The organism is Nocardiopsis sp. L17-MgMaSL7 (genome assembly GCF_003182025.1).
Classification (GTDB): domain Bacteria; phylum Actinomycetota; class Actinomycetes; order Streptosporangiales; family Streptosporangiaceae; genus Nocardiopsis; species Nocardiopsis prasina.
Genome location: NZ_QGTF01000008.1, coordinates 270207 through 283990, shown reverse-complemented (window position 1 = coordinate 283990; position 13784 = coordinate 270207). Strand labels below are relative to the sequence as shown.

8 protein-coding genes are annotated in these 13784 nt (G+C 70.3%); 5 read left to right on the top strand and 3 right to left on the bottom strand.

Annotated features, from left to right (window positions below):
- The first annotated feature begins 175 nt into the window (after positions 1–175).
- Both BDW27_RS27525 and BDW27_RS16545 read left to right on the top strand, forming a co-directional pair.
- Positions 176–364, top strand: a complete 189-nt coding sequence (locus BDW27_RS27525) for a hypothetical protein (protein WP_199560671.1) — start codon at positions 176–178, stop codon at positions 362–364.
- A 632-nt stretch (positions 365–996) separates the two neighbouring features.
- On the top strand, positions 997–1269 hold the full coding sequence (locus BDW27_RS16545; RefSeq protein WP_199560670.1) for a hypothetical protein: 273 nt from the start codon (positions 997–999) through the stop codon (positions 1267–1269).
- An 825-nt stretch (positions 1270–2094) separates the two neighbouring features.
- Here the strand turns inward: BDW27_RS16545 and BDW27_RS16540 are convergent.
- From BDW27_RS16540 to BDW27_RS16530, 3 genes are all read right to left on the bottom strand, one after another.
- Complete coding sequence (locus tag BDW27_RS16540) at positions 2095–2364, bottom strand: DUF6406 domain-containing protein (protein WP_026128913.1); 270 nt, start codon at positions 2362–2364, stop codon at positions 2095–2097.
- Between the two features lie 180 nt (positions 2365–2544).
- The gene (gene secA2 / locus BDW27_RS16535; protein WP_110050173.1) at positions 2545–4851 is read right to left on the bottom strand and encodes an accessory Sec system translocase SecA2; all 2307 of its coding nucleotides are present in this window, start codon (positions 4849–4851) and stop codon (positions 2545–2547) included.
- 129 nt (positions 4852–4980) lie between these two features.
- Positions 4981–5598, bottom strand: coding sequence for an ATP/GTP-binding protein (locus tag BDW27_RS16530; protein ID WP_017542618.1), 618 nt, complete (start codon positions 5596–5598; stop codon positions 4981–4983).
- A gap of 1226 nt (positions 5599–6824) precedes the next feature.
- Here BDW27_RS16530 and hisS point away from each other — a divergent pair.
- The 3 genes from hisS (at position 6825) to BDW27_RS16515 (ending at position 13416) form a co-directional block, all read left to right on the top strand.
- Entirely contained in the window at positions 6825–8138 is a 1314-nt protein-coding gene (gene hisS / locus BDW27_RS16525) for a histidine--tRNA ligase (RefSeq protein ID WP_110050064.1), read from the top strand.
- A gap of 153 nt (positions 8139–8291) precedes the next feature.
- Positions 8292–10742 carry a tetratricopeptide repeat protein gene (locus BDW27_RS16520; protein ID WP_110050062.1) on the top strand — a complete coding sequence of 817 codons (2451 nt, stop codon included), beginning with the start codon at positions 8292–8294 and terminating at the stop codon, positions 10740–10742.
- 166 nt (positions 10743–10908) lie between these two features.
- Entirely contained in the window at positions 10909–13416 is a 2508-nt protein-coding gene (locus BDW27_RS16515) for a LuxR C-terminal-related transcriptional regulator (protein ID WP_110050060.1), read from the top strand.
- The last annotated feature ends 368 nt before the right edge of the window (positions 13417–13784 follow it).

Genomic DNA, 13784 nt, shown 5'->3' with positions numbered 1-13784 from the left:
TGGACGCTGGCCGTCACCTGGGGGCTGGTCCTGACCGGCCTGGTCGGCGGCGGTCCGGCTCCGGACGCGTTCACCGTGCTGGGAACCGTCGCGGTCGTCGCGCTGTTCGCGCTGGTGGCGGCGCTGGCGGCGACCAGCGGGCTGATCGGCCCCATGCTCCCGGCACACCTCGGCGTTGGCGATCGCCGCTCCGGGGCTGGTGGCGGCGCTGTCGACCGAGCTGCCCGGCATGGACCCTCCCGGGATGGTCGGTGTGTTCGTGTGGTCGATGCTGCTGCCCGTGGTTCCGGTCATGCTCCTGGGCCGGGTTCGGCTCTACCGAATGACACGCCGACCGGCCACGGCCTCGACCCTCTTCGCCTGAACTCGACGGTGAAGGCACTGGTCAGCATGGGCACCCCGACGTGTCGGGGGCGCGGCGTCCCTCGGTCATGGAAGGGCAAGGTTCCCGTCTTCGATTGGAAAAGCCGGGCAGCGGGCACTTCCTGGGGCGGGAAACTCGCCCGTGGCGCCGGGTCCGTTCCGGACCGGGTGCGATCGCGCACGGGTGACGGTGTCGAGCCCTTGAGGAGGGACTGTGACCGACCCCCTGACCAGACCGCCGGGCCTGAGCGGATGCGGCTGCGGATCGAGCTGCGGCTGCGGGTGCCAGAACGGTGGCTCCTGCGGCTGTAGCGGCGGCTGCGGCTGACCGGTTCCCAGGCGGGGCCCCGCTCGTGCGACGGGTTCCCTCCCCCGACCTGCGGGCTGTCCCTCCCCTTGGGGGCAGCCCGCGCCCCCCCATCTCCCCTGGTCTGGCGGCCACGCGCCCAGGGCGGCCCACACCCCCAAGTCGCGACAATACGCGACGAGATGTGTACGCTATGTCACAGTGCTTTTCCTTGGGGGATGAGCCGCTGCGTATCCACCCGTTGGGGGCGATCAGCGATGCCGCCGTTCACGAGACCAGCGACAGGGAGTGTCCACACCTCCGAACACGCCAGGCTGCTCCGGTGTGTGGAGGGCATACTGGAACGCTCCGACCGGGCGGTGCCCTGGGAGCCGGATACCGTCGGGCTCCCCGACGCCCGCTCCGACAGCGCCCTGGCACGGATCAACGACGTCGCCTTCTACGCCAACGCGCGCAACGAGGTCTCCGCCCTGGCCGGGGTCTGCCTGGACCTGCTCGGCCTGCACAGGCCCGACGAAGGTGACGATCCACGCTGCCAGGGGTGCCGCCTGCCCTGGCCCTGCCCGACCTTCGCCGAGATCTCCCGTCTCCTCGGCTGACCCCACCGGCACCCGCACAGGACTCCCCGGGGAACGGACGACGCCCGCCGAGGCCGGGGCGCGATCCGACTTCGACGGGCGACGGTCGTTCACCTGCCGCCGGGAGCGCCCCACGACCGAACTGTCGGGCACCACCGCCGAGCGAGGCACACCCAGAGGCTAATACTGGAACTCGTTCTACCGCAAGACCAGAACGCCGCTCGGTTTGGCTGAAAGATCCTGCGTGCATCACAGCAGAGGGCCGTCGTGGACGCGACTGGACCCCTGCAACCTGATCCACTCACCCCGTCCGGGCACCGCGCGGCCCGAGGGAGGGCACGCAGACGGAGAACGAGAAGAAGGAAGGGAGGGAGAGGCGCCGAGCGGGACCCGCCAGGGGCGGCCGGGGCGACACGGCCCGGGGAGTGAGCCAGGCCCAGGGGCGGGGGACAGCCCCTGGGTCCGACGGTGACCGGCGCGACCACCCGTACCCCTGGTGGACGACGAACCCTCCCACACGCTCCGGGGCGCGCCTGCATCACAAACGTTAACGATGCACCGGTCACGCGACCACCCCCCTTCGGGTAACCGGAATGTCTCGATTACCACCGGGGGGTTCCCCACGCACCAGCGCCGACCTGCGATAACTCAGTGCCACCGGACCGTCGCACACGTGCGCGAACACCCCGGCACACGAGAAATCCAGATAAGGACAAACAAAGAAGCCCTCGTCGGCAAAACCGAAACAGGAAACGTTCCCCCGCGACCAACAGAACAGTCGCGACGGGCGGAGATTCCGACGAGGGCCAGAAGAAAACCTCCCCGAGACCTGCCCGGGGAGTGACCTCAGCTAATCCGTGTGGCCAGCAGATACGCACTCGGCGAATCGGCGTCGACGATTTCCGTCACCCGCCACGCCTGGCCACCGACACTGAACACGTCATTGACGCGGACGTCGATCATGGGCGTGGGCCGCCACTCCTTCGGGCCGCCGATCTTGGCGACCGGCTGACCGTCGTCGTCGGTCCAGAAGCTACCGCCGCCGACGGGCCCGCCGGCGAAGCGGTCGTTGCGCCCGTAACTGATCTTCTCCTGCGCGCCGATCTCGTGGACCACCGTGGATTCAGTCCCAACCGTCTCGAATAACCTGGAAAACGCATCCATTTTAACCCGCGTCCACCAATTAAACAGGGAACCGACGGGTTTGATTAGCGCTTCAGCAGACTAGCCGACAAAAGTAATGCGCGGGCCGGGACTTTGGTCCCGACCCGCGCGAGTGGCGGCTGTGCGAATTATTCAGTCACCGCTCGACGTACCCCGACCGCCCTTGAGCCTGCCCACGAGCGTCTCCAAAGCCGAACTGAACGGGTGGTCGTGCACCATGTAGGTCCAGGTCATCGACGGACGCTTCACGCCGACCGAGCTCACGTCCAGCTCACCGTCCACCACCTCCAGCTCCTCGAAGCTGTCGGCGGCACGGGCGCGGGCCTCGTCCAGGAAGCCCTTGAAGACCGGGACCGCCTCGCGGTTGAACTCGTCGAGCGGGTCGCGCCGTCCCAGGTACCTCAGGTGGATGCCCTCGCGCAGTTCCGAGAGGAACGCGTTGTGGTCGGTCCACCCCCGGTCCAGGTGGTAGAGCGTGATGAGCTTGGCGGCGCTGGCGACCTCGTCGGCGTCCAGCTCCTCCACCAGCTCGTCGTGGCGCTCCTTACGGTCCGCCGCGACGTGCCGGTCCCCCTGCCCGCCGGTCAGGACCAGCTCCCGGTGCTCCAGGACCACCTCGCGCTGCACGTCGATGAGCTTGTTGTAGCGCCAGGTGTTGCGGTGCACCTCCAGCAGCTGGCCCTCGGACACCCGCTGGGCGTGGTCGACCATGGCCAGCCAGCCCTCGTCGGTGATCTCACCGTCAGCGGTGGTCTTGTAGCCGGTGGTCTCGGGGGCGTGGTTCACCAACAGGTCGTCGTCCATGCTGACGAAGAAGATGGAGTCGCCGGGGTCGCCCTGACGCCCGGCCCGCCCGCGCAGCTGGCCGTCCAGCCGGCTGCTGGGGTAGCGGCCGAAGCCCATGACGAACAGACCACCGGTCTCCACCACCCGGTCGCGGTCGGTCATGTCACTGCCGCCCAGCCGGATGTCGGTACCGCGCCCGGCCATCTGGGTGGAGACGGTGATCGCACCGTGGGTGCCGGCCTCGGCGATGATGGAGGCCTCGTCCGCGTCGTTCTTGGCGTTGAGGACCACGCTCTGCAGACCGGCCTGGCGCAGCCGGTCCGCGAGCAGTTCGGATTCGGCGACGTCCTGCGTGCCGATCAGGATCGGGCGCCCCGTCCGGTGGATCTCCTCCACCTTGGCGACGAGGGCGTCCTCCTTCTCCTCACGGGTGGCGAACAGGAGCGTGCCGTGGTCATCGCGGACGTTCGGCTTGTTGGAGGGCACGACCGCCACCTCGAGCTCGTAGAACTCGCGCAGCTGCTCGGCGACGCTCATGGCGGTACCGGTCATCCCGGCCAGCGTGGGGTAGCGCAGGACCAGGGACTGGACCGTGATCGAGTCCAGCACCTCGCCGGTCTCGCTGACCGCGACCTTCTCCTTGGCCTCGACCGCCGCCTGGAGGCCGTCGGGCCAGCGCTGGAGGAGGGCGATCCGACCGCGGGACTCGTTGATCAGCCGCACCTCGCCGTCGCGCACCACGTAGTGCACGTCGCGCTGGAGCAGCACGTGCGCGTGCAGGGCCAGGTTGACCTGGGGCAGCACCGAGGTGTCGTCCTCGGAGTACAGGTCCACGCCGCCCAGGGACTTCTCGACCGCGTCGATACCGGCGTCGGTGAGCTGGACGTTGCGCCCCTCGCCGTCGACCTCGTAGTGCAGGCGCGGCTTGAGGCCCCGTACGACGTCGGCCATCTCGACGTCGGCGGCCACGGCCTCGGCCGCACCGGCCAGGACCAGGGGGACACGGGCCTCGTCGACGAGCACGGAGTCCGCCTCGTCGATGATGGCGACGTGGGGTTCGGGCACCACACGGTCGTCGACGTCGGTCACCATGCGGTCGCGCAGCACGTCGAAGCCGAGCTCGCTGACGGCCGCGTACGTGACGTCGCAGCCGTAGGCCTCCTTGCGCTCGTCGACGGTGGACTCCTCGCTGACGGAGCCGACCGTGACTCCGAGCATGGCGTAGAGGGGACCCATCCACTCGGCGTCACGCCGGGCGAGGTAGTCGTTGACGCTGAGGACGTGGACCCGCTTGCCGCGCAGGGCGAACCCGGCGGCGGCGAGGGTACCGGCGAGGGTCTTGCCCTCACCGGTGGCCATCTCGGAGACGTGGCCGTCGAGGAGGGCCATCACACCGAGCAGCTGCACGTCGAAGGGGCGCTCGTCGAGGGTGCGCCGGGCGGCCTCGCGGCCGACCGCGCACAGACTCACGAGATCACTCTGGGAGTAGGGAAGCTCGGCGTAGCCGAGGTCGATGGCCTTCTCCGTCAGCTCGCCATCGCTGAGTTCTCGCAGACCCTCCTCTTCGGCCTCGATCGCCGGCAGGAGCTTGGTATAGGGCCGCAGGTCCACCGCACCGGGCTTGCCCAGTAGGCGGCGGACGCTTTCCGCCATTCGTCCGAACACCACGCCAGGGTAACGCCGGACACAAGCGAATGGTTCCTCTCGGGTACCAGCTTGTCGGCTCCAACGGGGACAGAACGCCCTGGACCAGCGACTCGTGCGGAACCCGGACGGGCCCGGTCAGTTCACGAGCTGGCGCTGGTGGCGCTGACGCGCTTCCAGGGCCATCCCGTGCTTGACGAGGGTGACCAGGACCTTGACCACGGACCTGCGGTCGCGCGCGTCGCAGTAGACCACGGGCACGTCGGGGGTCAGGTCGAGGGCGTCGCGCAACTCGTCGGCGCTGTAGGCGGCCTCGGGATCGAACTCGTTGACCGCCACGACGAAGGGCAGCCGGTACTGCCGCTCGAAGTAGTCCAGGGCCTGGAAGGTGTCCTCCAGGCGCCGGGTGTCCGCGAGGATCACCGCGCCCAGGGCGCCCCGGACGAGGTCGTCCCACATGAACCAGAAGCGCTGCTGGCCAGGCGTACCGAACAGGAACAGGGTCAGGTCGGTGTCCAGGGAGATGCGACCGAAGTCCATGGCGACCGTGGTGCTGGTCTTGTCCGGGGTGTGCGAGAGGTCGTCCACACCAGCGCTGGCCGCGGTCACGGCGGCCTCGGTGCGGACCGGGGGGATCTCCGACACAGCCCCGACGAACGTGGTCTTGCCGACCCCGAAGCCCCCGGCGATGATGATCTTGGTGGACAGCTCACTGGGTGCGTGGACGTTGTTCGTACTGTTAGCTGAGTGGATCACTGTTAGTCCTAGCGAGAGTGCCGGGCCTGCACGGACGGACGGCGCACACGACCCGGGCTGGAGGGGCGCGGCGATCCCGGTCCCGAACCTTCACGGGAAACAGCCGCTACTGGAACTTAACACCGGACAGCACTGGAATCCGGGGTTTCGACACAGTGGGGGAAGACGTCACATCCCCGGCCACCACGCCCATGCGGGTCGAAACGCAGCAGAAGGGCCCCGAGGGCGGATGTCCACCTCGTGGCGAGGAGTCCGTCGTGTCCGACGGACCGTAGTCAGACAAGCACACTCCTGTACCCCGGCAGGTCGACTTTACGACATTGTGAGAGGCCATTTTCGGCCGCTTTCGGCCGCGCCAATCCCTGTCCGGCACCGGCCCCGCCATCTACGGTGGAGAGCAGGGCACCCGCCTGAGCGCGGTCGCAACGACCTCCTGGCACGAGGACGTGACCACCACGGGACCCTGGCGGCGCCCAGGGGCGCACGACCGACACCGACGTCTCGCTCTTCGACGTCGGCCCGGCCGCACACCCCACCCACGGGCGCCCACAGCCCCACCGGCCCACAACCGTCCACGTGGGCCGGTGGGCGCAGTACTTCCTTGGGCCTCCGCTTCGCTTCGGCCCGTGTTCAGTGCCTTTGCAGAGGGATTCTTCGTCGTCGTCCACGCCTGACGCTCGTACCTCGCTAGCGGCTCGACTCCTCCTGCAGAACCCTCTCCGGCACCGAACGAAAGCACCCCCCTTGTGGCTGGGGCGTACGGGCGGGGCTCGCCTGTGGCTGAGCGACCATGGCTGAGGCGAAGGGCCGGAGCTCACACCGTAGGCCGGGCCACCACACCGTCAGTGGCTGAGCCCACCAGGAGTGAGGTGCACGGGCGAGGCTCACACCCGCGAGGGGGCAGGGCAGCACACCGGCTGTGGCTGAGCCACCATGGCCGAGGCGAAGGGCCGGAGCTCACACCGTAGGCCGGGCCACCACACCGTCAGTGGCTGAGCCCACCAGGAGTGAGGTGCACGGGCGAGGCTCACACCCGCGAGGGGGCAGGGCAGCACACCGGCTGTGGCTGGGGCGCACGGACGGGACTCCACCTGAGCGGGCCCTGGGGTGCGGCTCGGGTGCGTAGGATGGACGGGCACCCTCCCCCTGCGGCGACGGCCGCGGCCCGGGTCGAGGGGCACCTTCCCGAACACGCCGCACACTCCCAAGGGAGCCGAGAACCCCACATGTCCGATCAGCGCGTCGTCCGCCCCACTCCCATCAGCGGTTTCCCCGAGTGGACCCCACAGGTCCGGGCCGTGGAGCAGCGTTGGCTGGACCATATCCGCGCCGGGTTCGAGTCCTTCGGCTTCGCGTCCGTGGAGACCCCCTCCGTGGAGAACCTGGACGTGCTGATGGCCAAGGGCGAGACCTCCCAGGAGGTCTACACGCTGCACCGGCTCCAGGCCGACGCCAAGGACGACTCCGACGCCAGGCTCGGTCTGCACTTCGACCTGACCGTGCCCTTCGCCCGGTACGTCGCCCAGCACTTCAACGAGCTGACCTTCCCGTTCAAGCGCTACCAGACGCAGCGCGTCTGGCGCGGTGAGCGTCCGCAGGAGGGCCGCTTCCGCGAGTTCACCCAGTGCGACATCGACGTCATCAACGTGGACTCGGTGCCGCTGCACTTCGACGCCGAACTGCCCCGCATCGTGCACCGGGTGCTCAGCGGGCTGGACATCCCGGCGTGGACTCTCAACGTCAACAACCGCAAGGTGCTCCAGGGCTTCTACGAGGGGCTCGGCGTCAAGGACCCCATCGCGGTGATCCGTGCCGTGGACAAGCTCCACAAGATCGGCGACGACGGCGTCCGCGAGATCCTTGAGGGCGAGGGCCTGACCGCCGAGCAGATCGACCCCTGCCTGGCTCTGGCCCGGATCAGGGGTGCCGGTGTCGTCGAGGAGGTCCGGGCACTCGGTGTGGTCTCCGAACTGCTGGAGGAGGGACTGGAGGAGCTCGCCTTCGTCCTGAACGACCTCGCCGACCTACCCGAGGGCAGCGTGGTCGCGGACCTGTCCATCGCGCGCGGCCTCGACTACTACACCGGGACCGTGTACGAGGCGTCCTTCGACGACGACCCCGGTTACGGCAGCATCTGCGCCGGCGGCCGGTACGAGAACCTCGCCGGGCAGTTCATCCGCAAGCGTCTGCCGGGTGTGGGCATCTCCATCGGCCTGACCCGCATCTTCGCCAAGCTGGTGGCGGAGGGCAGGATCGAGGCGGGCCGGGTCTGCCCGACGGACGTGATGGTCGTGGTGCCCAACGCCGAGCGTCGCGCCGACGCCCTGCGCACGGGCGAACTGCTGCGGGAGCGCGGGTTCAACACCGAGGTGTTCCACTCCACCTCCAAGGTCGGCAAGCAGATCCAGTACGCCTCCAAGAAGGGCATCCCCTTCGTGTGGTTCCCGCCCTTCGAGGAGGGCGGCGAGCACGAGGTCAAGGACATGGCCAAGGGTGAGCAGGGCACTGCCGACCCGGCCGTGTGGTCCCCCGCCACTTAGCAGGTTCTGGTCCGGCACGGGCGGTTTCCGACCTCCCGTGCCGGAACCGGCCATTCGCGAGACAGCCTCGGGGCCCGGGTGCGAGACTGGGACAGGCTGTACTCCGTGCCGTACCTCAGGCACGGGCCGATTGGTGTCCTAGTTATCGAGGCCATGTCTCCTCCTCGCCACAACCTGCCCCTGTCCGCTGGTGAGTTCATCCAGTTCGTCGGACGTGAACGCGACATCGTCGACCTGAGCCGCCTCATGGGCACGGCCAGGATGATCACGCTGACCGGCACCGGCGGAATCGGCAAGACGCGGCTCGCGCTCCACCTCGCCGAGCGCGTCCTGCGCCGGTTCCCGGACGGTGTGCGGTTCATCGACCTCAGCGAGGCCACCGACCGCGAGCAGGCCCTGCGCGCGGTCGCGGCGGGCCTCCAGGCGGTCAACGGCGACTCCACGACGCTGATGGACGGCGTCATCACGGCGTTGCGCACCCAGCACCTGTTGTTGCTGCTGGACACCTGCGAGCACGCCGTGGGCCCCATGGCGGAGCTCTGCGAGGCCGTGCTGCGGGACTGCCCCCGGGTCCGGATCCTCGTGACGAGCCGCCAGCCGCTACACGTGCGGGAGGAGAACATCTGGCGGGTCCCGCCGCTCTCGCTGCCCGCGCGGCCCACACCGACCGACCCCTACGCGGCGGTGCCCGCGCCGATCCCCCGGCGGGACGCCCAGCGGTACGAATCGGTGCGCCTGTTCCTCACCCGGGCCCACGCGGCGCGTTCCGGGTTCGAGATGACCCGCGAGAACTCGGGCTACGTGGCGGAGATCTGTCGCATGCTCGACGGCATGCCGCTGGCGATCGAACTGGCGGCCGCCCGGGTCCGGGTGCTGTCGGTCCAGCAGATCCTGCGCCGGCTGGACGACCGCTTCCAGCTCCTGACCAGTGACGGCACCGGCCATCTCCCGGCACGCCAGCGGACCCTGCGGGCCGTGCTGGAGTGGAGCCACGACATGCTCAGCGACACCGAGCGGCTGCTGCTGCACCGGTTGTCGCTGTTCTCCACCTGGTACCTGGAGGCCGCCGAGGACGTGTGCTCGGGCGAGGGCGTGGACCCCACGGACGTGCTCTCCCTGCACTTCTCCCTGCTGGACAAGTCCCTGGTGGTGATGGACTCCGAGATCAACGGGACCGCGCACTACCGGCTGACCGAGACGGTGCGGGCCTACGCCGCCGAACGCCTGGGCGCCGACAGCGATCGGCGCTGGGACCGCTACCTGCGGTTCACCGTGGACCGGCTCGAGGAGGCCGCCAAGAGCTCCGCCACCTCGCAGACCTGGGACGAGTGGCTCGGGCGGCTGCGTATGTACGACCACCACCGGGAGAACCACTCCCGGCTGGTGGAGTGGGCGCTGTCCCACGGGCGCGTGGACGACGCCCTGCGGGTGTGCGTGGCGCTGCGGGCCTACTGGCTGATGCGGGACCTGTCCGCGGAGGGCAGCCGGCTCCTGGAGCGGGTGCTGTCGCACCAGCCCGACGACCAGGCGCCCTCGCTGCGCGCCAGGGCCCTGGCCCTGCACGCGGAGCTGCGCCTGGACGTGGACCCCGCTGCCAGGGTCGACACCCTGGCCTCCTGCGCACTGGAGGCCGCGCGGGCCTGCCGCGAACCGATCGCCGCCGCCTCGGCCCTGACCACCCTGGCGACGCTCACCATGCGGCTGGGTTCCCTGGAGGAGGGTGAACGGCAGGCGGCCCGGGCCCTGGACTGGGCCGGCCTGTCCGGTGACCCCATGACCGAGGCGAGCACGCGGGGCGTACTGGCCGAGTTGGCCCGGCGTCGGGGCGCCACCGGGGAGGCCGTCGCGCACCTGGAGGAGAGCGCCACCTCCTCGCGGGGGCTGGGCGACCGCTGGAGCGAGGCGCGCGCCCTGTACGGGCTGGGCACCATCGCCGCCGAGGCCGACGACCACGACCGGGCCCGGGAACTCTTCTCCGAGGCCCTTGAGGTCTTCGTCGAGCTGCCCTCCGATCCCTACGCCGCGCGGTGCGCCGCGGACCTGGGCCGCCTGCACCTGGCGGCACGGGACACCCTGTCCGCGCGGGAGCCGCTGGGCCGGTGTCTGCGGGTGAGTTTCACCTCGGGTCGCCGGATCGCGGTGGCCGAGGCGCTGGAGGCCCTGGCGGAACTGGCGCTGGCCGAGGAGGAGCCCACGCGGGCGGCGGCCCTGGCCGGGGTGGCGGCCGACCTGCGGACGGCGCTGGACCGGCCGTCGGCCGAGACCGTCCGCCTGCGGTCGGCGGTGGAGCGGAGAGTGGGCACGGGGCGGGCCACCGAGGCCTGGAACGCCTGGCGCCCGCTCCCGTTGGAGCAGGTGCGTGACCGGGCCCTGGCCTTTCCCCGCCCGCCCACGCCCCGACTGTCCGGACCGGAATCGCTGACCCCGCGGGAACGGGAGATCGCCACGCTGGCGGAGAGGGGTCTGTCCAACCGGGAGATCGCGACCCGTCTCACCATCAGTCAGGCCACCGCCGCCCGCCATATCGCGAACATCTTCAGAAAACTCTCGATTTCGTCAAGGACGCAGTTGACCGGCTGGGCTTCACCGAGAGAACCCGGCTGAACCGAGGGTGTTCGTGCCGAAGCACTTGCACAGTGCGCGTGCACCCGCTAAACCAGAAAGCCCAAGCCACTTCGCCCACCTCGATGACGTCAGCCCCCGCCCCTCCTCGTATCCTCCGTGGTGAGAACACCCCCAACAGCCCCTACTTGTGAAGGCCATGGCACCTTTGACCGCGCCAGCGCGGCACAATCTCCCCCTGCCGGGCACCAGTTTCGTGGGTCGGGAGCGAGATCTCAGCGATCTGCTCCGCCTGCTCGGTTCCAGCAGGTCCGTCACCCTCTGCGGCGCGGACGGCATCGGCAAGACGCGCCTGGCCCTGCGCGTGGCCGAGCAGTCCACCGTCTCGTTCCCGGACGGGGTGTGGATCGCCGATCTCACCGACGTGCGCACATCCCTGGAGGTGCACGCGCGCATCGCGCAGGCGGTGGGGGTGGTCGAGGAACCCGGGCTGCCGCTCGGGGCGACCGTGACCGAGGCGCTGCGGGACCGCAGACTGCTGCTGGTACTGGACTCCTGCGAACACATCGCGGACGAGGTGACCGCGGTCGGGGAGACCCTGCTCACGGAGTGCCCCGCCGTGTCGGTACTGCTGACCAGCGAGGTTCCGGTGCGGCTGACCGGGGGCACGGTGTGGCGGGTGCCCGCCATGGCCCTGCCCGTGGTCCCGCGCAACGCCCCTCCCCCGGACCCGGCGGACGCGGAGTCGGTGCGGCTGTTCATGGACCGCGCCCGTGCGCGCGACCCCCGGTTCACCGCCACGGGCCCCGAGCTGGATGCCGTGGCGACCCTGTGCGACCTGAGCGGTGGGGTTCCGTTGGGGATCGAGGTGCTGGGCGCCCGCGCCCCGGAGGAGGGCATCGCCGCGCTCACCGAGGGACTCCGCGCCCACCTGGCCTCCCCCGTGTTCCAGCCCGGACCCGGACAGGCCGTCTCGCGCAGCGATGTGCTGCCTTTGGTGCTGGACTTCGTGTACCGGGGCCTGCCCGAGCCCGAACGCGTGCTGCTGCGCCGTCTGTCGGTGTTCCGGGGGTGGGACCTGGAGCTGGCCGAGCAGGTGTGCGCTGACGAGTCCCTGCCCGAGTCGACCATCCTCGACCTGCTGACGTCGCTGCTGGACCGCTCCCTGATCACCGTCACCGGCGAGTTCGAGGGCCGGGTGCGCTACCGGCTGCCCGAGGCGGTGCGCCGGTTCGCGCAGGAGCGGCTGGTCGCCTCCGGCGAGTCCGAGTCGATCCAGGAGCGTCTGCTGACCCGCATGCTGCGTCTGGCGGAGGACCTGGGGCAACGGCTGGAGTCAAGCCGTTCCATGCCGTGGTCCGAGCGGGACTCCGGACGCCAACGGGTGATCGCCGAGTACGACACGCTCCGGTCCCTGCTGCGCTGGTCCCTCCAGAAGGGCGCCGCCGAACCCGGGCTGCGGCTGTGCGTGAGCCTGGTGGCCCACTGGGTGAGCCACAACAACTACTCCGAGGGCGCGCACTGGATGGACCGCCTGCTGGCGCTGGAGGAGACCGCGAAGGCTCCCTCCCGGGCGCGGGCGCTGGTCGGCCGGGCCCAGTTGGCACGTGTGCGCCGGGACCACGCGCTGGCCCTGGAGGCGGGCGAGGAGGGGCTGCGGTTGTGCCGCGAGGCCGGTGACGACGCGTTCGTGCGCACCTGCCTGAGCCTGCTGGCCCTGGTGGAGGTGCGTGAGCGCAACCTGGACCGCGCGTCGGTCCGGGTGGAGGAGGCCCTGCGGCTGTGCCGTGAGGCCGGTGACCTGTGGGGCGAGGCGATCGCCCTGGGCTGCCGGGCGGCCCTGGTGTGCCAGCAGGGCGACTACCCCACCGCCGACCACCACTACAACGCCGCGCTCGCGCTGCTGCGGGGCATCGACCACCGGTGGGGGGTGGGGGTGACCCTGATCAACCAGGCCCGGGCCGCCGAGATGAACGACGACCTGATCACCGCCGACCGCTGTTACCGGGAGGCGCTGGACACCCAGCGGATGATCGGCGCGGTGTCCGAGGAGGCGCGCTGCCTGGCCGGGATCGGCCGGGTGGCGCACGCGCAGGGGTACACCAGTCAGGCCTACGACTACCTGAGCGAGGGGCTGCTGCTCAGCCACGCCAGCGGTCAGCGCGCCGAGGCCGCCCGGAGCCTGGTGTCCCTGGCCCGGGTCGCGTTCGGTTCCGGGCTGCGCGAACCCGCCTGCCGCCTGGCCGGCGCCGCCACGGCGCTGCGCTCGCGAGTCGGTCTGCCCGAGCGGGAGGCCCCGTGGCCGTTCACGGACGAGGAACGGGGCCGTCGCCGCCGCCGTCAGTTGGTGGGCTGGTGGGAGCAGGGACACGCCCTGAGCCAGTTCGAGGCGGTGCGTGAGGCGGAGCTGTTGGCCGAGGAGAGCCGTCGCCCGGCTCCCCGACGCCGCACGCGTCCCCAGGCCCCGGCCGCCGCCCCGAAGCCCGCGCCCGTCCCTCCCTCACCGGAGTCGGCCAGCCCCGGGAAGCTGCTGACCCGACGGGAGCTGGAGATCGCCCAGTTGGTGAGCACCGGCAAGAGCAACCCCGAGATCGCCCGGACCCTGTTCATCACGTCCTCGACCGCGGCCAGACACGTGGCCAACATCAACCGGAAGATGGGCTTCAACTCCCGCACACAGATCGCCGCTTGGATCAAGCGGCACCGGACGGGCTGACCCGGTCTCGCCCCGACCCCGCGCGCACTGCCGGTCCGGGGCTTCGCGCGGGTGGTGTAGTTCTCGCGCGACCACGAATCTACATATGCATGTGCATGGCCATATGCATGTGCATATTGCCATGAACGCGCTAGGGTCAAAGCCATGGGACTTCGAGCTCTCGGCACTGTGCGAACAGGGCTCGGCCGGTCCCAGAAACGGCCGTCGGATCCCGGGCCGAACACCGGGGAACCGACGTGCCGTCGGTGCCGGGTAGTCTCCCGGAACCGGTGGGCAACCGCGCTGGCGCGAGGGGAAACCTGGGGAGGTCCCTCGCGGCGAACGTCCGGCGCGGCGCTTCCGGGCTCGCCACGTGGAGGGGGCGTGAC